At 73.2% G+C, this 18533-nt stretch carries 16 protein-coding genes; 4 read left to right on the top strand and 12 right to left on the bottom strand.

The window, feature by feature from the left end; translation table 11 throughout:
* Positions 1–47: 47 nt before the first annotated feature.
* From DVK44_RS02185 to DVK44_RS02130, 12 genes are all read right to left on the bottom strand, one after another.
* Positions 48–1100, bottom strand: a complete 1053-nt coding sequence (locus tag DVK44_RS02185) for an NAD(P)-dependent alcohol dehydrogenase (RefSeq protein WP_114658059.1) — start codon at positions 1098–1100, stop codon at positions 48–50.
* Between the two features lie 62 nt (positions 1101–1162).
* Positions 1163–2782: a mannitol dehydrogenase family protein gene (locus tag DVK44_RS02180; protein ID WP_228446956.1), complete on the bottom strand. Its 1620-nt coding sequence runs from the start codon at positions 2780–2782 to the stop codon at positions 1163–1165.
* A gap of 5 nt (positions 2783–2787) precedes the next feature.
* Entirely contained in the window at positions 2788–4059 is a 1272-nt protein-coding gene (manD, locus tag DVK44_RS02175) for a D-mannonate dehydratase ManD (RefSeq protein ID WP_114658058.1), read from the bottom strand.
* Complete coding sequence (locus tag DVK44_RS02170; protein ID WP_228446955.1) at positions 4056–5144, bottom strand: 2-hydroxyacid dehydrogenase; 1089 nt, start codon at positions 5142–5144, stop codon at positions 4056–4058. Before DVK44_RS02170 ends, manD begins: the two co-directional genes overlap by 4 nt.
* On the bottom strand, positions 5141–6199 hold the full coding sequence (locus DVK44_RS02165; protein ID WP_114658057.1) for a LacI family DNA-binding transcriptional regulator: 1059 nt from the start codon (positions 6197–6199) through the stop codon (positions 5141–5143). Before DVK44_RS02165 ends, DVK44_RS02170 begins: the two co-directional genes overlap by 4 nt.
* Before the next feature lie 142 nt (positions 6200–6341).
* Positions 6342–6890, bottom strand: a complete 549-nt coding sequence (gene mug, locus DVK44_RS02160; protein WP_114658056.1) for a G/U mismatch-specific DNA glycosylase — start codon at positions 6888–6890, stop codon at positions 6342–6344.
* 43 nt (positions 6891–6933) lie between these two features.
* On the bottom strand, positions 6934–8367 hold the full coding sequence (gene purB, locus DVK44_RS02155; RefSeq protein ID WP_114658055.1) for an adenylosuccinate lyase: 1434 nt from the start codon (positions 8365–8367) through the stop codon (positions 6934–6936).
* 59 nt (positions 8368–8426) lie between these two features.
* Positions 8427–9236: an SGNH/GDSL hydrolase family protein gene (locus tag DVK44_RS02150; RefSeq protein ID WP_114664846.1), complete on the bottom strand. Its 810-nt coding sequence runs from the start codon at positions 9234–9236 to the stop codon at positions 8427–8429.
* A 68-nt stretch (positions 9237–9304) separates the two neighbouring features.
* Positions 9305–10318, bottom strand: coding sequence for a hemolysin family protein (locus DVK44_RS02145; RefSeq protein WP_114664845.1), 1014 nt, complete (start codon positions 10316–10318; stop codon positions 9305–9307).
* Positions 10318–11838 (bottom strand): hemolysin family protein, encoded by a 1521-nt coding sequence (locus DVK44_RS02140; protein ID WP_114658054.1) that lies wholly within the window; start codon positions 11836–11838, stop codon positions 10318–10320. Before DVK44_RS02140 ends, DVK44_RS02145 begins: the two co-directional genes overlap by 1 nt.
* A gap of 65 nt (positions 11839–11903) precedes the next feature.
* On the bottom strand, positions 11904–12371 hold the full coding sequence (locus DVK44_RS02135; RefSeq protein ID WP_114658053.1) for a GNAT family N-acetyltransferase: 468 nt from the start codon (positions 12369–12371) through the stop codon (positions 11904–11906).
* Positions 12372–12536: 165 nt separating this feature from the next.
* Positions 12537–12971 (bottom strand): cold-shock protein, encoded by a 435-nt coding sequence (locus tag DVK44_RS02130; protein WP_114658052.1) that lies wholly within the window; start codon positions 12969–12971, stop codon positions 12537–12539.
* Positions 12972–13216: 245 nt separating this feature from the next.
* On the opposite strand from DVK44_RS02130, the gene DVK44_RS02125 reads away from it, so the two are divergent.
* The 4 genes from DVK44_RS02125 (at position 13217) to DVK44_RS02110 (ending at position 18508) form a co-directional block, all read left to right on the top strand.
* Entirely contained in the window at positions 13217–13681 is a 465-nt protein-coding gene (locus tag DVK44_RS02125) for a hypothetical protein (RefSeq protein WP_114658051.1), read from the top strand.
* On the top strand, positions 13678–15549 hold the full coding sequence (locus tag DVK44_RS02120; protein ID WP_114658050.1) for a GMC family oxidoreductase: 1872 nt from the start codon (positions 13678–13680) through the stop codon (positions 15547–15549). The genes DVK44_RS02125 and DVK44_RS02120 overlap by 4 nt, the downstream gene beginning before the upstream one ends.
* On the top strand, positions 15546–16442 hold the full coding sequence (locus DVK44_RS02115) for a hypothetical protein (RefSeq protein ID WP_228446954.1): 897 nt from the start codon (positions 15546–15548) through the stop codon (positions 16440–16442). Before DVK44_RS02120 ends, DVK44_RS02115 begins: the two co-directional genes overlap by 4 nt.
* 104 nt (positions 16443–16546) lie before the next feature.
* A complete protein-coding gene (locus tag DVK44_RS02110) occupies positions 16547–18508 on the top strand; it encodes a heparinase II/III family protein (RefSeq protein ID WP_228446953.1) in 1962 nt (653 codons plus the stop codon).
* Positions 18509–18533 lie beyond the last annotated feature (25 nt).

Raw genomic sequence — 18533 nt, 5'->3', positions numbered from 1 at the left:
TGGGGCTTGTGGGGTCTTCTTTTGGGGCGAGGGGGGTGACTGATCCGTCAGACGGACCGGTCGGACCGGCTCGACCGGTCACCCGGCCGTACGACGACCTTGAGATGCGTCGGATCCTTCACCGGCGCCCGCAGCGCGTCGGCCGCCTCGTCGAGCGCGAACCGTCCGGTGAGCACACCGCCGAGGTCCACCCGGCCGTCGGCCGCCAGCGCGATCGCCGTCGGGAAGGCATGGGCGTAGCGGAACGCCGTGGACAGCTCGATCTCCCAGCGCTGGAGATGCGCGAGCGGCAGCCCGTCGACCTCCGGCGCCGCCTGGCCGACGACGATCGCCCGCCCGGCCGGACGCAGCGTCCGCAGCCCCTGCCACAGCGCGCCCGGATGGCCGGAGCACTCCAGCAGCCGGTCGATCCCGGTCAGTTGGGGCGCGCCGTCCGCCGTGTTGAGGACATCGGTCGCGCCGAGCGCGCGCGCCCGGTCGAGACGGGCGTCGTGCACATCGGTGACGATCACCTCGGTCGCCCCGGCGGCCCGTGCCACCTGCGCGACGAGGATGCCGATCGGCCCGGCCCCGGTGATCAGCACCCGGTCGCCGAACGCGACCCCGGCGCGCCGTACCGCCCACACCGCGACGGCCAGCGGCTCGATCAGCGCGCCCGTCTCCAGCGGGAGTGTGTCCGGCAGCGGGTGTACGGCACGGCGCGTCGCGACGATGTACTCGGCGAAGGTGCCGTCGGTCGGCGGCGAGCCGAAGCAGGTGCCGTCCGGGCAGAGGTTGTAGCGGCCGGACCGGCAGGTGTCGCAGTCGCCGCAGCCCACGGCGGGCTCCACCGCGACCCGGGTGCCGGTGTCGAGCCGTACGCCGGAGCCCGTCGCGACGACGGTTCCCGACGCCTCGTGACCGAGGACGGTCGGCTGCCGCAGTACGTTCTGTCCGTTGCGGCCGGTGGCGAAGTAGTGCATGTCGGAGCCGCACACACCGACGGCGTCGACCGCGACGAGCACATCGCCGGGGCCGAGGGGCCGCAGTGGGCGGTCCTCGACACGGAGGTCGTCCGGGCCGTGCAGGACGGCGGCGCGGGTCGATTCGGGAGCGAGCACGTTCTCACGTCCTTGTGAGCGAGTGGCGGGAGTGGTGGGGTGAAGAGAGCGAGAGCGGCGGGTCAACTCGCGTGCAGCGGCTCCGACTTCGGATCCGACTTCGGATCCGAATTCGCCTCCGACTTCGGCTCCGACTCCGCCGCACGGCCCGCTTCGGCCGCCGCCGCGCCGGGTCCGTGCCGGACGATGACATCGACGAACTCGGCGATCCGGGCGGCGAAGGCAGGGAACTCCGTCAGACCGGTCCCGAGCAGCCCGCTGTCCAGTACGGCCGCCACGCGGGACGCGCCGGAGGCCGCCGGGGCGCGCCGCGCGAGCGCGGCCAGCCGTTCGCGGGCCGGATCGACCATGGCGGTGGCGTGCGGCCCGGGCGAGAAGCCGGGCGGCGGTGTCACACAGCAGAGGTACGCGGCGACGGTCAGCGCCAGATGGTGCGGCATGCGCCCGGCGCGCAGATGCAGCAGCGCCGGTTCCGGCACCCGCTGGCGGAGCTTGACCGAACCGTCCGAGCCGACCTGCTGGGTACGGTGCCCCAGCGCGGTGTTGGCCCACCGCTCGAAGAGCTGGGCGACGTACGCGTCCGGATCGATACCGGCGGGCACGGTCAGGCTCGGCAGGTAGTCGCCGTACAGCACGGCGCGCGCCGCGTCCGCGACGAACGGCCGGGCGACCGACTCCGGAATGGTCGCCCGCCCGTCCAGCGCGCCGAGATACGCGATGAGCGAGTGTGTGCCGTTGAGCAGCCGGAGCTTGAGCAGTTCGTACGGTTCGACGTCGTCGGTGAAGAGCGCGCCGCTGTGCTCCCAGCGCGGACGCCCGGCGCAGAAACGATCCTCCATGACCCACATCGAGAACGGTTCGGCCGGCACCGGTACGGCGTCCCGCACCCCGAGCCCGGCGGCGACCGCGTCCCGGTAGACATCGGTGGTCGCGGGCACGATCCGGTCGACCATCGAACCGGGGAACGTCACGGCGCTCTCCAGATACGGCACCAGATCGTCCCGCTCGGCGGCGGGCAGCGCCTCCGCGAACTCCCGTACCAGCCGCCGCGTCTGCGCGCCGTTGCCCACCAGGTTGTCGCAGCTCAGCACGGTCACCGGCCGCGCGTGCGCGCGCCGCCGCCGCTGGAGCCCGCGCACGATCCGGCCGATCGTCGTACGCGGCGGCGCGTCGCCCCGGAGGTCCGCCCGTACGGCGGGCGCGTCGAGGTCCAGACCGTGGGTGCGCGGCGAGAACGTGTAGCCGTGCTCGGTCACGGTCAGTGTGATGATCGCCGTGTCCGGCGCCGCGAGGGCGTCCAGCACCGCGTCCGGCCGCTCGGCCGCGACCAGGGCGCCGGTGTGCACGGCGGGCACGGTGATCCGGGTGCGCTCCGGGGAGATCTCCACGACCGCGTACCGCATCTCCTGCTCGCGCAGCGCCCGGGCCACCCCGGTGGAGCGGTCGGCCACCCCGAGGATGCCCCACGGACCGTCGGTGTGGGCCAGCGCCGCCGCCGTGTGTACGGCCTGGTGGGCGCGGTGGAAGTTGCCGAGCCCCAGATGCACGATGCCGGTCTCGGCGGGCGGGCGCGCGTTGAGCGCGGCGCCGGCGGGCACGGTCGAGGGACCGAGCCGGGGGAGGGGGGCAATCGGAGCGGTGGTTCCCGTGGTCCCCGTGGTCCGGGGAAGAGCTGTCGACACGTCGCTCACCAGTCCGTCATCGAGCCGTCGCGCCGACGCGCGACCGGCAGGTAGGCGGGCTCGTACGGGTAGCGGGCCGCGAGCTTCTCGTCGACCTCGATCCCGATACCGGGCAGGTCACCGGGGTGCAGATAGCCGTTCTCGTACGACCAGCCGTGCTGGAACACCTCGTGCACCAGCGGCTCGTAGCCCATGTACTCCTGGATGGCGAAGTTCGGTGTCGAGAGCCCCACGTGCAGCGACGCGCCCAGCGCCACCGGCGAGACGTCCGACGGCCCGTGCGGCCCCAGCGCGATCTGCCAGATCTCGGCGAGCGCCGCGATCCGCCGCAGATGGCTGATGCCGCCCGCGTGCGTCACACACGTCCGTACGAAGTCGATGAGCTGCTCGGTGATCAGCGACTGGCACTCCCAGACGGTGTTGAACACCTCGCCGATCGCCAGCGGGACCGTGGTGTGCTGCCGTACGTGGCGCAGCACCTGCTGGTTCTCCGCCGGGGTGACGTCCTCCAGCCAGAACAGCCCGACGCCCTCCAACTCCTTTCCCAGCCGCGCCGCCTGACCGGGCGTCAGCCGGTGATGGACATCGTGCAGCAGCTTCAGCTCGGGGCCCACGTGGTCGCGGGCGGCGGCGAGCACCTTCGGCGCGTGCCGGAGATACGCGTCGGTGTCCCAGACCTCCTCGACGGGGGCCGCGCCGCGCCCGGCCGGCTCGTAACCGGCGGCGCCGTTGGTCACCCCGTACACCATGTCCAGTCCGGGTACGCCGCTCTGCGCGCGGACGGCGAGGAAGCCCTGTTCGCGGCGGGCGTCGATGGAGTCCAGCAGCTGGGGGACATCCCAGCCGGTGGCGTGTGTGTAGGTGAGGATCCGGTCGCGGACGGCGCCGCCGAGGAGCTGGTAGACGGGCTGTCCGGTGGTCTTGCCCTTGATGTCCCACAGCGCGATGTCCACCGCGCCGATGGAGGTCATGGTGACCGGCCCGCGCCGCCAGTACACGCCCCGGTAGAGGTACTGCCAGGTGTCCTCGATCCTGGCGGGGTCGCGGCCGATGAGCAGCGGCGCGACATGGTCCCGCAGATACGAGGCGACGGCCAGCTCACGGCCGTTGAGGGTGGCGTCGCCCCAGCCGGTCAGGCCCTGCGCGGTGGTGATCTTGAGTGTGACGAAGTTACGGCCGGGGCTGGTGATGATCACGTCGGCGGCGACGATCGTGTCGCTCGCCCTGCCGGTGTCGTGGCCGCTGTCCGTTGTCCTGTTGCCGCCGGTGCCGGTCATCGGGCCACCGCCACGACGTTGTGCGGCTCTTCGCCCGCGGCCAGCCGGCCGATGTTGGCGGCGATGTCGGCGGCCCGGCGCGCGAAGGTCTCGCGGGTGAGCCCGGAGGAGTGGGGAGTCATCAGTACGTTGTCCAGCTCTTCGAAGGGGTGGTTGCCGGGCGCGCCGTGCCGCCCGCTCGCCGGGTAGCGGTACCAGACGTCGAGCGCGGCGCCGCCGATGGCGCGGTCGCGCAGCGCCCGGTAGAGCGCGTCCTCGTCGACGACCGGCCCCCGGCCCACATTGATGAGTACGGAGCCGGGTCGCATCCGGGCGACCTCGGCCGCGCCGATCAGCCCGGTCGTCGCCTCGCTGAGTGGTGCCGACACGACGACCACGTCGGAGGTCTCCAGCAGCGTGCCGAGGTCGTCCACCGTCCCCGACCACTCCAGCCGCTGCTCCGCCGCGTCGACATCGCCGCGCCGGGTGACGGCGACGCCCCGCGCGCCGAGCGCCCGGAACAACTCCCAGCAGCGCGCGCCGATATGGCCGAAGCCGACGAAGCCGACGGTCGCCGAGGCCAGGCTGTCCACCCACGGGGCGTCCGGGGAGTACACGGGGGAGTCCCAGAGCCCCTCGCGCAGCGCGGTGTGCTGGCGCAGGAAGCCCCGGCGCAGCAGGATCGCGGCGGAGATCGCGTACTCCGCCATCGAGTTCTCGTGGTGGAAGGTGTTGGCGACCCGGGTACCGGGGGCCAGCGCGGCGGTGTCGATCTTCTCCGTACCGGCGCCGGCCGCGTGGACCAGCCGCAGGCGCGGCGCTGCGGCGGCCATCGCGGCAGTGCACTGTCCGGAGACGAGGACGTCCGCGTCGGCGAGGGCCGCCGTGACCGCGCCGGTGTCCCGTACGTCCGGCCAGACGACGGCCGTGCCGGCGGGCAGCGCGGCCTCGAACTCGGCGCGCAGCGGGGCGAGATTGGCGTCGGCGACCACGACGCGCAGGGGCGGCGCGGAGGGGGTGCCGTACGCCGGTGTGTTGTGCGGCGCTGTGTTGTGCGGTGGTATGCCGGGCGAGGAGGTGCCGTGTGACGGTGTGCCGGTGCTCATGAGACGTCGTCCTTCGTGGTTCGGTCCGCGGTGGGTCCCCACGCGGCGTGGGGGGTGGCCGGGCCGCCGCCACCGGGCGGGGCGCTGGACCCGCGCACGATGAGCTGGGTCGGCAGCCGCAGCAGCCGCGGGGTGGAGCGCTCGCCCGACAGGACCTGCCCGAGCAGCTCCGTGCCGAGCGCGCCCGCCTTGGCCATCGGTACGGCGATGCTGGTCAGCGACGGCTGCGACACCTCGGCGAACGGGATGTCGTCCACCCCGATGACACTGAGGTCCGCCGGGACACTCAGCCCCAGTGCCCGCGCGCCGGCGATCACACCGAGCGCCATCAGATCGTTGTGGGTGATCACGGCGGACGCGCCCGAGGCCATCACACCGGCCGCCGCCGCCGTACCGCCCGCGACCGTCTCGGCCTGCCAGCCGAGCAACTCCAGCTCAAGACCGGCCCGTTCGGCCTCGCGCCGGATCAGCTCGACCCGGTGCGCGTTGGACCAAGAGCGCTGCATGCCCTGGACATAGGCGATCCGCCGGTGGCCGAGCGCGGCCAGATACTCGGCGGCCTGCCGCATGCCGTGCCCGGCGTCCGCGATGACACAGTCCGCGCCGGATGTCTCGCGGTTGACGAGGACGGCGGGGGTGCGGCCGCAGATGTCGAGGATCTCGTCCGCCTCCAGCCGGGGCGAGCAGACGATCAGACCGTCCGCCCGCTCCCGCAGATGCGTGATCACCTCGCGCTCCCGGTCCGGGCTGAGATCGGTGTCCGCGAGGACGACGGTCTGCCTGCGGTGCCATCCCGCGCCCTGGGCGGCCTTCACGAACGCCCCGAACACCGGATTGGCGATGTCCGGCACGACGACGGCCACGGTGACCGTCCCGCCCTCGGCGACGGGCTCGGCAGTACGCGCCACGGGCGACTCGTAACCCAGCTCTTGCGCAACGGCGAGAACCTTGCGCAAGGTCTGCGGCCCGAGCCGGTCGGGGTCGCTGAACGCCCGGGACGCGGTGGAGAGGGCGACGTTGGCGCGTTTGGCAACGTCGGTGAGGGTGGTGGCCATGGCAGCTCCGTTACTTGTTCGACGGAGCGAGGTGGATGAACGACATATTGCATGGTCGTCACCGTTGCGCAAACTTGTCAACGCTTGCCACAAAATTGGCAAGGCGGGTGCCGCCACCGAACCGCGGTGGTCCTCAGCCGTCTCAGCCGGCCAAGCCGTCCGCCGCGGCCTCCCGCAGCCGGGCGAACTCCGCCGCCATCGTCGCCGCCGTCCAGTGCGCGTTCAGACCGCTCGGGTTGGGCAGCGCCCAGACGCGGGTCTCCCCGATCGTCCGCTCCTGCGGCCCGATCTGGGCCTTTCTGTCGTCGAACGCCGTGCGGTACGCGGTGATCCCGACCACCGCGAGCCACCGGGGCCGTAGCCGCGCCACCTTCTCGGTCAGGATCCGGCCGCCCTCCCGGAACTCCTCGTCGCTCAGCTCGTCGGCCCGCGCCGTCGCCCGCGCGGCGACATTGGTGATGCCCAGGCCGTACGTGAGCAGCTCGCCCTGCTCGCTGGGCCGCAGCCGGCGCGGGGTGAAGCCGGAGAGATGCAGCACCGGCCAGAAGCGGTTGCCGGGGCGGGCGAAGTGATGGCCCGTCGCGCCGGACATCAGGCTGGGGTTGATACCGCAGAACAGCACACGCAGACCGCCCGCGGCCACGTCGGGGATGACGCGGTCGCGGGCGGCTTCGAGGTCTTCGCGCCTCATGCGCCGATCCGCCGGACGGGGGTGGTTCCGCGGATCCAGCGGGTCACAGAATCGCGCCCGGGGTGTACCCCGCGGCCTCCGGGTGCCGCTTGACGATCTCGTCGATCCGGCCGACGACGGCCGCGATCTGGTCCGCCGCCGCGCCCGTGAAGGAGAGCTTGTCGGCCATCAGGGCGTCCAGGCCCGCGCGGTCCAGCGGGATACGGTCGTCCGCCGCCAGCCGGTCGAGCAGCTCGTTGCGCTCGGCGCCCCGCTCGCGCATCGCCAGCGCCGACGCCACCGCGTGCTCCTTGATGACCTCGTGCGCGGCCTCGCGGCCCACCCCGGCCCGTACCGCGCCCATCAGGACCTTCGTCGTGGCGAGGAACGGCAGATAACGGTCCAGCTCGCGCGCCACCACCGCGGGGAACGCGCCGAACTCGTCCAGGACCGTCAGGAACGTCTCCAGCAGCCCGTCGAGCGCGAAGAACGCGTCGGGCAGCGCGACCCGGCGCACCACCGAGCACGAGACATCGCCCTCGTTCCACTGGTCGCCCGCCAGCTCGCCGGTCATCGACGCGTATCCGCGCAGGATCACCATGAGGCCGTTGACCCGCTCGCAGGAGCGCGTGTTCATCTTGTGCGGCATCGCGGAGGACCCGACCTGGCCGGGCTTGAAGCCCTCGGTGACCAGCTCGTGCCCGGCCATCAGCCGGATCGTCTTCGCGACCGACGACGGCGCCGCCGCCAGCTGCACCAGCGCGGTCACCACGTCGTAGTCGAGCGAGCGCGGATAGACCTGGCCGACCGAGGTGAACGCCCGCGCGAAGCCCAGATGGCCCGCCACCCGCTCCTCCAGCTCGGCGAGCTTCGCGGTGTCGCCGCCCAGCAGGTCGAGCATGTCCTGCGCGGTGCCGACCGGGCCCTTGATGCCGCGCAGCGGGTAGCGGCCGAGGAGCTCCTCCAGCCGTCCGTACGCCACGAGCAGCTCGTCGGCGGCCGTCGCGAACCGCTTGCCGAGCGTGGTGGCCTGCGCGGCGACGTTGTGCGACCGGCCGGCCATCACCAGCTCGCCGTACTCGCCCGCGAGCTTGCCGAGCCGGGCCAGCACCGCGACTGTACGGTCCCGGGTCAGTTCGAGCGACAGCCGGATCTGGAGCTGCTCGACGTTCTCCGTGAGATCCCGCGAGGTCATGCCCTTGTGGACCTGCTCATGGCCGGCGAGGGCGTTGAACTCCTCGATCCGGGCCTTCACGTCGTGCCGCGTGACCTTCTCGCGCTCGGCGATAGACGCCAGGTCGACCTGGTCGATCACCCGCTCGTAGTCGGCGAGCGCGGCCTCGGGCACATCGATCCCCAGGTCCCGCTGGGCCCGCAGCACGGCGAGCCACAGCCGGCGCTCCAGCTGCACCTTCTGCTCGGGGGACCACAGCACGGCCAGCTCCGCCGAGGCGTAGCGGCCGGCAAGGACATTGGGGATACGAGGCTTGGCAGTCACGTGGGGTGATTCTACTGGCGGTTCACGCAGACGGTCGCCCCGGCCTCTTTCGTAGCTTCCTACGAGATGGATTCCCCGGCGGCGTGTGGCTCCTCGTGCGGCCGCTCGTACGGCAGCAGCTCCGGGCGCTTGGCGGGGCGGCCGTCGCCCGACGAGCGTCCCGTGACGCGCCGTACCACCCATGGCGCCAGATGCCGCCGGGCGAAGCGCGCGTCGCCCAGTCGCCGGGCCGGCCATCGGTCGGGGACGGCCGGCGGCAGCTCCGTGCGCCAGTCCTCCTCCGGCGGCAGGCCCAGGGCCTGCCAGACCGCCTCGGCGACCCTGCGGTGCCCCTCCGCCGTGAGATGGAGCCGGTCCACGTCCCACATGCGGGGGTCGCCGAGCACCGGCGCCCCGTACAGATCGACCACCAGCGCGCCATGACGCGCCGCCAGCTCGTCCACGTACCCGAACAGCTCCTCCATGCGCGGCCGGAAGCGCTCCATCACCGGACCGTTCCGCCCGGGGCTGCGCATCAGCACCAGCCGGCCGCAGGCCGGCGCGAGCCGCTCCACCGCCTCTTCGAGCAGGGCGCGCACCCGCCCCATGTCGACCTTCGGACGCAGTGTGTCGTTGAGCCCGCCCACCAGTGTGATCACATCGGGTGACATCGCGGCGGCGGGCGCCACCTGCTCCTCGACGATCTGGCCGATGAGCTTGCCGCGCACGGCGAGATTCGCGTACCGGAAGCCGGGGGTACGGGCGGCGAGCCGCGCGGCGAGCAGATCCGCCCAGCCGCGGTACGAGCCGTCGGGCAGCAGGTCGGACATGCCCTCCGTGAAGGAGTCACCGACCGCGACGAGACTGGTGTAAGAGGCGTTCATCTCCATGGCGCGGCCGATCGTACCGCCCGGTACGGAACGCCGCGCGGGCACCCCGTGGGTCCCGGTGGCTCCCCTCAGCCGTGCCGGCCCACCAGCTCGCGCAGGACGTCCTCCATCGTCACCAGCCCGCCCAGCCGCCCCTCGTCGTCCACCACCGCCGCCAGATGCGTACGGCCGCGGCGCATCGCGGTCAGTACGTCGTCCATCGGCGTCGTGTCCCGCACCCGCGCGACCGGCCGCATCGACGCCACCGGGAACGGCTCCTCGCGCGGCGCCGCGTCCAGGGCGTCCTTCACATGCAGATAGCCGAGGATCCGGCGGGTCGGGTCCAGCACGGGGAAGCGCGAGAAGCCCGTCTCCACCGACAGCCGCTCCAGCGCCGCCGGTGTCACCCCCAGCCGTACGGTCACCACCCGCTCCAGCGGCAGCACCACATCGCGCACCGGCCGGCGCCCCAGCTCCAGGGCGTCGTGCAGCCGCTCCGCCGCGCGGTCGTCCAGCAGCCCGGCGTGGCCCGCGTCCGTGACCATCCGGGCCAGCTCGTCGTCGGCGGCCGTCGCGGCGACCTCGTCCCTGGTCTCCACCCGCAGCAGCCGCAGCAGCGCGTTCGCCAGCCCGTTGATCGCGAAGATCACCGGCCGCAGCGCCCGCGCCAGCCCCACCAGCGGCGGCCCGAGCAGCAGCGCGGCGCGGACGGGATCGGCCAGCGCGACGTTCTTCGGCACCATCTCGCCGAGCAGCATGTGCAGATACGTCGCCACGGCGAGGGCGATCACGAACGACAGCGGATGCACCAGGCCCGAGGGGATGCCGACCGAGGTGAACACGGGCTCCAGCAGATGCGCGATGGCGGGCTCGGCGACGATGCCCAGCACCAGCGTGCACAGGGTGATGCCGAGCTGCGCCGCCGCCAGCAGCGCCGACACATGCTCCAGCCCCCACAGCACACTGTGCGCGCGCCGGTCGCCGGCCTCGGCGCGCGGTTCGACCTGGCTGCGGCGTACGGAGATCAGGGCGAACTCGGAGCCGACGAAGAAGGCGTTGACGACAAGGGTCAGCAGCGCGGCGAACAGCTGGAGCGCGGTGATCATCCGGTCTCCCCCGAGGAACCGGTACGGCCACGACGCCTGCGCATGCCACGACCGCCATGCTCGCCACGGCCGCGCCCGCCGCCGCGCTCCCCGCCATGCCCGTCACGGCCCCCACGCCCAAGCCCGCGACGGCCGGCGTCCGGGCGGGAATCCGGGCCGCCGTCCCGGTCGTCGTCGGGGCCGTCGTCCGTTCCGCCGTCCGCGCCCGGCGGCGGTTCCGGCGCGCGCAGCAGCAGCCGCGCCGCCCGCCGGCCCGTGGCGTCCACGACCTCCAGCCGCCAGCCCGCCACCGTCAGCCGGTCGCCCTCCACGGGCAGCCGGCCCAGCTCCGTGGCGACCAGCCCGGCGAGCGTCTCGTACGGCCCCTCCGGCATCCGCAGCCCCACCGTCCGCAGCTGATCGGCGCGTGCGGCGCCGTCCGCCGACCAGAGCGCCCGCCCGGCCGCGTCCTCGCCCATCGGGGCCAGATCGGACGTCTCGTGCGGATCGTGCTCGTCCCGTACCTCCCCGACGACCTCCTCGACGATGTCCTCCAGCGTCACGACCCCCGCCGTACCGCCGTACTCGTCGATCACGACGGCCATCCTGGCCCGGCCCGAGAGCCGGTCCAGCAGGGTGTCCACGGTCAGCGACGCGGGCACCAGCAACGGCTCGCGCAGCAGCCCGGAGAGCGGGTACCGGGCCCGCCGGTCCGCCGGCACCGCCAGGACGTCCTTGATGTGCGCGACACCCACGACGGAGTCCAGCGAGCCCCGGTGGACGGGGAAGCGGGAGAGCCCGGTGGCGCGGGTGGCGTTGGCGACGTCCTCGGCGGTCGCCCTTACATCGAGGGCCACCACCCGCACCCGGGGCGTCATCACGTTCTCGGCGGTCAGCGCGGACAGGCTCAGCGTCCGGACGAACAGCTCGGCCGTGTCCGGCTCCAGCGCGCCCTCCTTCGCGGAGTGCCGTGCCAGCGCCGCCAGTTCCTGCGGGCCGCGCGCCGAGGCCAGTTCCTCCGTGGGCTCCAGACCGAAGGCGCGCACGATGCGGTTGGCGGTGTTGTTGAGATGGCGGATGAACGGCCGGAACGCCGCCGTGAAGAACCGCTGCGGGTTCGCCACCACCTTGGCCACGGCCAGCGGCGAGGAGATCGCCCAGTTCTTCGGGACCAGCTCGCCCACGACCATCAGCACGACCGTCGACAGGGCCGTCCCGATGATCAGCGCCACCGACGACGCCACCGGCGGCGAGAGCCCCACCGCCTCGACCGGCCCCCGGATCAGCTTGCCGATCGACGGCTCCGCGAGCATGCCGACGACCAGATTGGTGACCGTGATGCCGAGCTGCGCGCCCGACAGCTGGAACGTCAGGCTCCGTACGGCCTTCAGGGCCCCCGCCGCGCCCCGCTCCCCGCGCTCGACGGCCCGTTCCAGCTCCCCGCGCTCGACCGTGGTCAGCGAGAACTCCGCCGCGACGAAGACCCCGCAGGCGAGCGCCAGCCCCACGGCCACGAGCAGCAGCAGCACCTCGGTCATCGGCTCACCCCTGTCCGTCCGTCCCATGATCGGTCAGCGGACGGCGGACCGCGCGACGGCGGCCGTCAGCCGTTGCCGGCCGGGCGCGGGCCCGGAGACACCCCCGGGCCGGCGCCCAGCGGCTTCACCCAGCGCGTCCACTGCTCCTCGGGTCCGTACCCGGCCGCCCGCCACGCATGCCGCGCCAGGTCGTTGCGGTCCAGCACCATCGCGTCCGCGCGCCGCCCGCCCAGCCCGGCGAACCGCTCCTCGGCCGCCGCGAGCAGCGCCCCGCCGATTCCGCGCCGCCGGTGGTCCGGGTGGACCGCGAGCCGGTAGAGATGGCACCGCCAGCCGTCGAAACCGGCGATCACGGTCCCGGTGAGAAGGCCGTCCCGCTCCGCGAGAAGCAGCGCCCCGGGATCCCGGGCGAGGAGCCGGGCCATTCCGTCGTGATCGTCGCTGATGCTCGTGCCCTCCGCGGCGTCACGCCAGAACCGCAGTACGGCTCCGATGTCCGAGGGGCCGGCGGCACGTATGTGGATATCGCTCATCGCACGAGCCAAGCAGAGCGCCGGCCCGCCCGGCGAGCGATTTCCGCGCCGCGGCGGCTGTGCCCAAACGGCTTGTGCCCGGCTGTGCCCGGCCGCTTGAGCCCAGCAGCCTGTGCCCAGCAGCTTGTGCCCGGCCGCCGGGAGTCCGGCGGCCGGGCGACGGTGTCAGTCCTCGACCCAGCCGTACTTCCTGCCGATCTCGGCCAGCGCGCTACGGGCCGCGAGAATCTGCTTGCCGGTCAGGCTCGGGTCGACGGTGAGCAGGACTTCGGTGATCTCCTGGAGGTACTTCTCCTGCGAAATGACTTCGCAGAGTTCCTCCGAGAATTCCTCGTCGCTGTTCTGTGCCTTGGTGTAATTCCCGCTCCGGGCCGGCCGGGCCGCGGGTGCGTGCCGGTCCTCGGCAATGCGAACGGCCGATGCCTTGAGCCCCCGGTCGCCCTCCTCGACCTCGAACATGACCGAAATCCCGGGCTTGATCAGGTGCTTGTCGTCGAGCAGGTCGTTGACGTGCAGGAAGATATCCTCGTCGCCGGATTCCGGCGCGATGAATCCATAACCCTTTACCTGATCGAACCGAATAACTCTGCCCAAATCCATAGCTGCTCCCGAACGCCGCTTGGCCGTCAGCTTTTTCGTCGGTGATGACTGTGAAGCATTCGGCTTGAGAAACCCTCTAAAATTGTTGGAACGGGCATGATATTACCATTTGGCTTTCCCCGATCACAGTGAGCCGCCGGCGCATGAACCGGCCGGTACGGAGGTAGGGATGCGGGCTGACGGGCCGGGCTGAAGGGCGCGGTCCGGCGGCGGTCCGGTGGGATGACCCGAGAAGGGGTGGGGCGATGGCGCTTCCAGGGCACGAGGCCGGCCGGCCGGGGCGCGCGGCCGAGCGGTTCGTGGCGGCCTCGGCGGTGCTGACGGGGTTCGACACCGCCGAACTCGCGGAGACCGGTATGGCCGAGAGCTACCGGGAGTTCGTGACCCGGTGTGCCGAACCGCCCCTCTACGCCGAGCTGCTGGACAGACTGACCGGTCCGGCGGCCGACGCGCGCGCCGCGCTGGCCGAGGACGAGTCGCTGGCGGAACTGGCACGGGCCGTGTGCCATCTCTGGTACGTGGGGGAGTGGCCGGGCCTCGCGGCCGACGAGGGCGGTCCGGCGCCCCGGCTGCTGTCGGGGCGTGCCTACTCCCGTGGGCTGGTCTGGCGCGGCTTGGGCGGTCACGCGCCCGGCGCGGGGCGGCCCGGCTACGGCACCTGGGCCGCCCCTCCGGCCACTGCGGCTGCGGCGGGAGGCGGGGTCCGGTGACCGACGGCGGGGACCATAAAACGGATCACGGCACGCATCACGGCACGCATCACGACGCGCACCACGATGTGATCGTCGTCGGCGCCGGCGTCGCCGGATCGCTGGTGGCGCGGCAGCTCGGCGACCGCGGCTGGCGTGTCCTGGTCCTGGAGGCGGGGCTGGGCGACGACGACGGCCCGGACGGGGCGCCCGCGGTCGACGCGGAACGCTTCCGGTCCGCGCGGGCGAAGGTCCCGAGCGCGGCGATCGCCGGTAACCCCCTGGTGCCGTCGCCCGACGTACTGGACCTCGGCGGCCGGACCGGTGGCGGGTACCGGGCCGCGGGGCACCTCGTCCAGGACGGCCCCCTGCCGTACGCGAGCGGCTATCTCCGGGTCAACGGCGGTACGGGTACGGCGTGGACGGGCCTGGCCCCGCGCATGCACCCGGAGGACTTCCGTACCGCGGACTTCGGCTACGGCCGGGACTGGCCGATCGGTTACGAGGAGCTGGAGCCGTACTACCGTGCCGCGGAGCACGAGTTGGGCGTCGCCGCCGACCCGGTGGAACAGCGCGAGCTGGTCGGACTGCCGCTCGCGGACGGCTACGCCTTCGCCCACCGCCCCTTACCCGCGAGCCAAGTGGACCGGTTGCTGGCCGAGCGGCTCGACGGGCGGAAGATCACGGATCCCTCGTATCCGCGCGATGTCGAGTTACGCGTCGTCGGCACGCCCCAGGCGCGCAACAGCGCCGCCACCGAGGAGCACGGTCCCGTCTGCGAGGGCAGCGCCAGCTGTATCCCGGTCTGTCCCACCGGGGCGAAGTACACCCCGCGCCGGACCCAGCGCCGCTGGGGGCCGAGCGTCACCCTCCTCACCCGCGCGGTGGCCGGCCGGCTGCTGGCCGACCCGTCCGGCCGTATCACCGGGGTCGAGTACCGACGCTACGACGACCCCGCCCGGCCCGCCTCCGTCACCCGGCACACGGCGCGCGGTTCCCTGGTCGTACTGGCCGCGCACGCGATCGAGAACGCCCGGCTCCTGCTCTCCTCCGGACTGGCCAACTCCAGCGACCAGGTGGGCCGGAATCTGATGGACCACCCGGTCCTGCTCACCTGGGGTCTTCTGCCGCAGCGGACGGGACCCTACCGGGGGCCCGGTTCGACATCCGGTCTGGAGGGCTTCCGGTTCGGTCCCGCCCGCGCCGCGCGCGCCCCCTTCCGGGTGGAGATCGGCAACTGGGGCTGGACCTGGGCCGTGGGCCCGCCCGGCCACGAGGTCGCCGCCCTGCTGCGCGGCGGGCTCTTCGGCGCGGAGCTGCGACAGGCGGTCGGGGACCGGGTCGGGCGGCAGTTCGCGTTGCAGTTCGAGATGGAGCAGAGCGCCGACCCCGCCAACCGCGTGACCCTCGATCCGCGCCGCCGCGACCCGCTGGGCGATCCGCGCCCCGTGCTGACCTATGACCTGTCCGACCATGTGAAGCGGGGCATCGCCGCGGCCAAGGCGGTGTCCGACGAGATCTTCGCGCTGCTCGGGGCCGAGGACCACAGTACGTACGCGGCGGGCCCGTCCCAGCCCGGCTGGTTCGAGTACGGCGGCCGGCCCTACGCCTACCGCGGCGCGGGCCACGGCGCGGGCACCCACATCATGGGCGAGCGGCCCGCCGACTCCGTCGTCGACTCCTGGCAGCGCGCCTGGGACCACCCCAACCTCTATGTGGTGGGCTGCGGCAGCATGCCCTCCCTCGGTACGTCCAACCCGACGCTCACCATGGCGGCGATCACCCTGCGCAGCGCCGAACGGATGCACCGCGAGCTGTCCGGGGCGCGCGTCACACTCCGCGCGGCGGCCCCCGGCCCCACCACCCCCGAGGAGACGGACACACCATGACGGACAACACGGCCGACGACACAACAGGCGAGACCGCTCACAACACCGCTCACAACAACACCGACACGCTCTCCCTGCCGCCCGTCGCCGCCCCGTACCAACTCCCCTTCCACTACGGGGCCCTGCACAACATCGGGCTCGACTATCTGGTCGACCCCGCCCCGGTGCGCAAGGCCCTCGCCGAACACCATCCGGACCTGAGCGCGGCCGAGTTCGGGGGACGGGCCTGTGTCACCCTCAACTACCAGCTGTACTTCGCCCAGTACCCGAACGGCGGCGGCATCACCCAGGAGATCGAGTACAGCATCGTCGCGTACCCCACCGCCTGCGCCGACCGTCTCGCCCGTCTCTCGTACGAGCAGTACGCCCACGGCCACGACCAGACCAAGCTGCTCGGTATCGCCCGCCTCCACGTGCTGTGCGACAACCCGCTGGCCATCGAGGCCGGTACGAAGCTGTACGGGGAGCCGAAGTACCCCGCCCGGTTCGAGACGACCCTCCCCTCCCTCAACGGCCCGGCCGGCGACATCTGGACCGTCGCGTGCAAGGGCGAGGACGGGGCGCTGTTCTCCTTCTCGGCGGACCTGACCGGGCTGCCGCGCACCCTTGTCAACAACACCCCCATCACCGGCTACGGCACCGATCCGGACGGCCGTCCGCTGGCCGGTCCCATGAACGTCTACCAGCCCTACCAGTACGCCTCGCTGACCGGCGCGGCGGACGCGGCGGAGCGGGTGGAACGGGTCGAGCTGACCGTCCACGACCCGGACTCCGCCATCGGCGCCGAGCTGACCGCCCTCGTCGGCAGCGCCTCGCCCGCCGGGGTGTGGACGTACCAGTCGGCCCCCGTCGCCGCCCACAACCGGCCCTACTACGTCCCGCGCTCCGGCTGACCCGCCCGGGGCACGTGTCCCATATGACATCGCCGCGCGCACGGTAAAGCGCCATACTCACCCAGGTGAACGAACATTTTCGAACGGTAGCGAACATTGCTCAGGTGAAGGGGCTCGGCGAGCGGCTGCGGGACGCGCCCCGGCGCGTGCCCGTCCCGCCGGTGACCGACCGAGGGGTCTGGGACACGGTGGACGCCGGCACCCGCACCGCGCTCCTCACCGCGGCGGAGGCGGAACTCGCCCGTCCGGCACCGGTGTTGCGCGCGTCCGACTGGGCGCGCGCCTTCCGGGACGGGGTGCGGACGGCGTACGAGAGCGAGGCCGGCGCGCTGCGGCACCGTACCTCGCTGTTCGTCCTCGCGGCGGTGCTGACCGGGGAGTCCGCGCCCGCGCAGGCACCGCCCGGCGCCGCCCCGTACCTCGACGCGGCGGCCGACGCGCTCATGGCGCTCGCCGAGGCGAGCACCTGGTGCTGGGCGCCGCACGACCGCTTCACCACCGCGCGCGGCGAGAACCTGCCGGACCCCGACGAGCCGTTCCTCGACCTCGGCGCCGCCGAGGTCGCCTCGCTGCTGGCCTGGGCCGACCATGTCCTGGGGCCCCGCCTCGACGAGCGCGTCCCCGGGCTGCGGCGCAGGATCCGGCGCGAGGTCCGTCTGCGCGTCCTCGACCCCTTCCGGCGGATCAGGGACTGGCACTGGATCGGCCTCGACGGCGACGCCCACAACTGGAACCCGTGGGTGCACGGCGCGGTGCTGACCGCCGCCCTCCTGCTCGGCGACGACGACGCGGAGAACGAGGAAGGCGAGGAGGAACGCGCCGACATCGTCCGGCTGGTGGTCCGCGGCCTCGACCTCTTCGCCCAGGTGCTGCCCGACGACGGCGGAGTGGACGAGGGCGTCGCCTACTGGTGGCTCGGCGCCTGCCGGCTGCTGGAGGCGCTCGATCTGCTCGCCGCCGTCGGCGGTCCGGAGTGCGACGCCCGCGACCTGCCCGTACTCGCCGAGGTCGTGCGCTACCCGTACCGTATGCACTTCGGCGGAGCGTGGTACGTCAACGTCGGTGACGCCCCGGCCCGGCTCCCCGACGAGCAGCCCTGGCATGTCCTGTTCCGCTGGGGCACCCGGCTCGGCGACCCGGCCGTCAGCGGCCACGCGCTGGCCCGCGGCCTGGCGCGGGGCGTCACCGCGAGCCACGAGGACGGCCTCGGCCGCGCGCTGGCCGGACTCACCGACCCCACCTGGCGCGCCGCCACCGCAACCGCCGCCACCGCGACCTCCCCCGACAACGCGGGCAACGCTGCCTGGCTGCCCCGCGACGTCTGGCTGCCCCGCGTGGAGGTGCTCGTCACCCGCGAGCGCGCCGGCACCGCCGAAGGGCTCGCCCTCGCCGTCAAGGGCGGTCACAACGACGAACGCCACAACCATCTCGACGTCGGCACCTACTGGGTCGCCCTCGACGGCGAGCCCGTGATCGTCGACATCGGGCAGCCCACCTACACCGCCTCCAGCTTCGGCCCCGGCCGCTACCACGCCTGGCCGCTGCGCAGCGCCTGGCACAACGTCCCCCAGCCCGGCAGCGGCCAGCGCCCGGGGGCCGCGTACCGCGCCCGCGACGTACGCGCCGAGACCGGCGGCCCCGCCACCGAGTGGTCCGCCGACCTCGCGCACGCCTACCCCGAGGGCCTGCTCGGCGCGCTGCGCCGGACCGTCACGCTGATACGGGCCACCGCCGCCGCCCCCGCGCACATCGTCGTCACGGACGAACCGGCCCCCGGACCCGACGGCACCTCCGGCACGCTCGGTCTGTCGCACGTGATCGCGGGTGACGTCCGGCTCCACGAAGGCCGGGCCGTGGTCGCCACGGCCGGCGGCGGCGCGCTCCAACTGACCTGGGACGCCGCGCTGTTGACCGCCGTCCTTGAGGAACAGCCGCTGGAGGACCCGCTGCTGCGCCGCTCCTGGGGCGAGCGGCTGACCAGGCTGACCCTGCGCACCGGCCCGTCCCGGACGCCCGGCCGAGCACCCCACCCGCCCCTCCGGGTCCGGATCGAACGCGCCCACTGACCCGGCCGGGCCCCCCGCTGCCCTA

The organism is Streptomyces paludis (assembly GCF_003344965.1).
Lineage (GTDB): Bacteria > Actinomycetota > Actinomycetes > Streptomycetales > Streptomycetaceae > Streptomyces > Streptomyces paludis.
This window is presented reverse-complemented; position numbering and strand designations above follow the sequence as displayed.

Coding starts and splice junctions, on each gene's coding strand:
- DVK44_RS02135 (WP_114658053.1), bottom strand. CDS start 12,371: ATGAGCGATATCCACATACGTGCCGCCGGCCCCTCGGACATCGGAGCC.
- manD (WP_114658058.1), bottom strand. CDS start 4,059: ATGACCGGCACCGGCGGCAACAGGACAACGGACAGCGGCCACGACACC.
- DVK44_RS02170 (WP_228446955.1), bottom strand. CDS start 5,144: ATGAGCACCGGCACACCGTCACACGGCACCTCCTCGCCCGGCATACCA.
- DVK44_RS02150 (WP_114664846.1), bottom strand. CDS start 9,236: ATGGAGATGAACGCCTCTTACACCAGTCTCGTCGCGGTCGGTGACTCC.
- DVK44_RS02130 (WP_114658052.1), bottom strand. CDS start 12,971: ATGGATTTGGGCAGAGTTATTCGGTTCGATCAGGTAAAGGGTTATGGA.
- DVK44_RS02140 (WP_114658054.1), bottom strand. CDS start 11,838: ATGACCGAGGTGCTGCTGCTGCTCGTGGCCGTGGGGCTGGCGCTCGCC.
- DVK44_RS02165 (WP_114658057.1), bottom strand. CDS start 6,199: ATGGCCACCACCCTCACCGACGTTGCCAAACGCGCCAACGTCGCCCTC.
- DVK44_RS02125 (WP_114658051.1), top strand. CDS start 13,217: ATGGCGCTTCCAGGGCACGAGGCCGGCCGGCCGGGGCGCGCGGCCGAG.
- DVK44_RS02115 (WP_228446954.1), top strand. CDS start 15,546: ATGACGGACAACACGGCCGACGACACAACAGGCGAGACCGCTCACAAC.
- mug (WP_114658056.1), bottom strand. CDS start 6,890: ATGAGGCGCGAAGACCTCGAAGCCGCCCGCGACCGCGTCATCCCCGAC.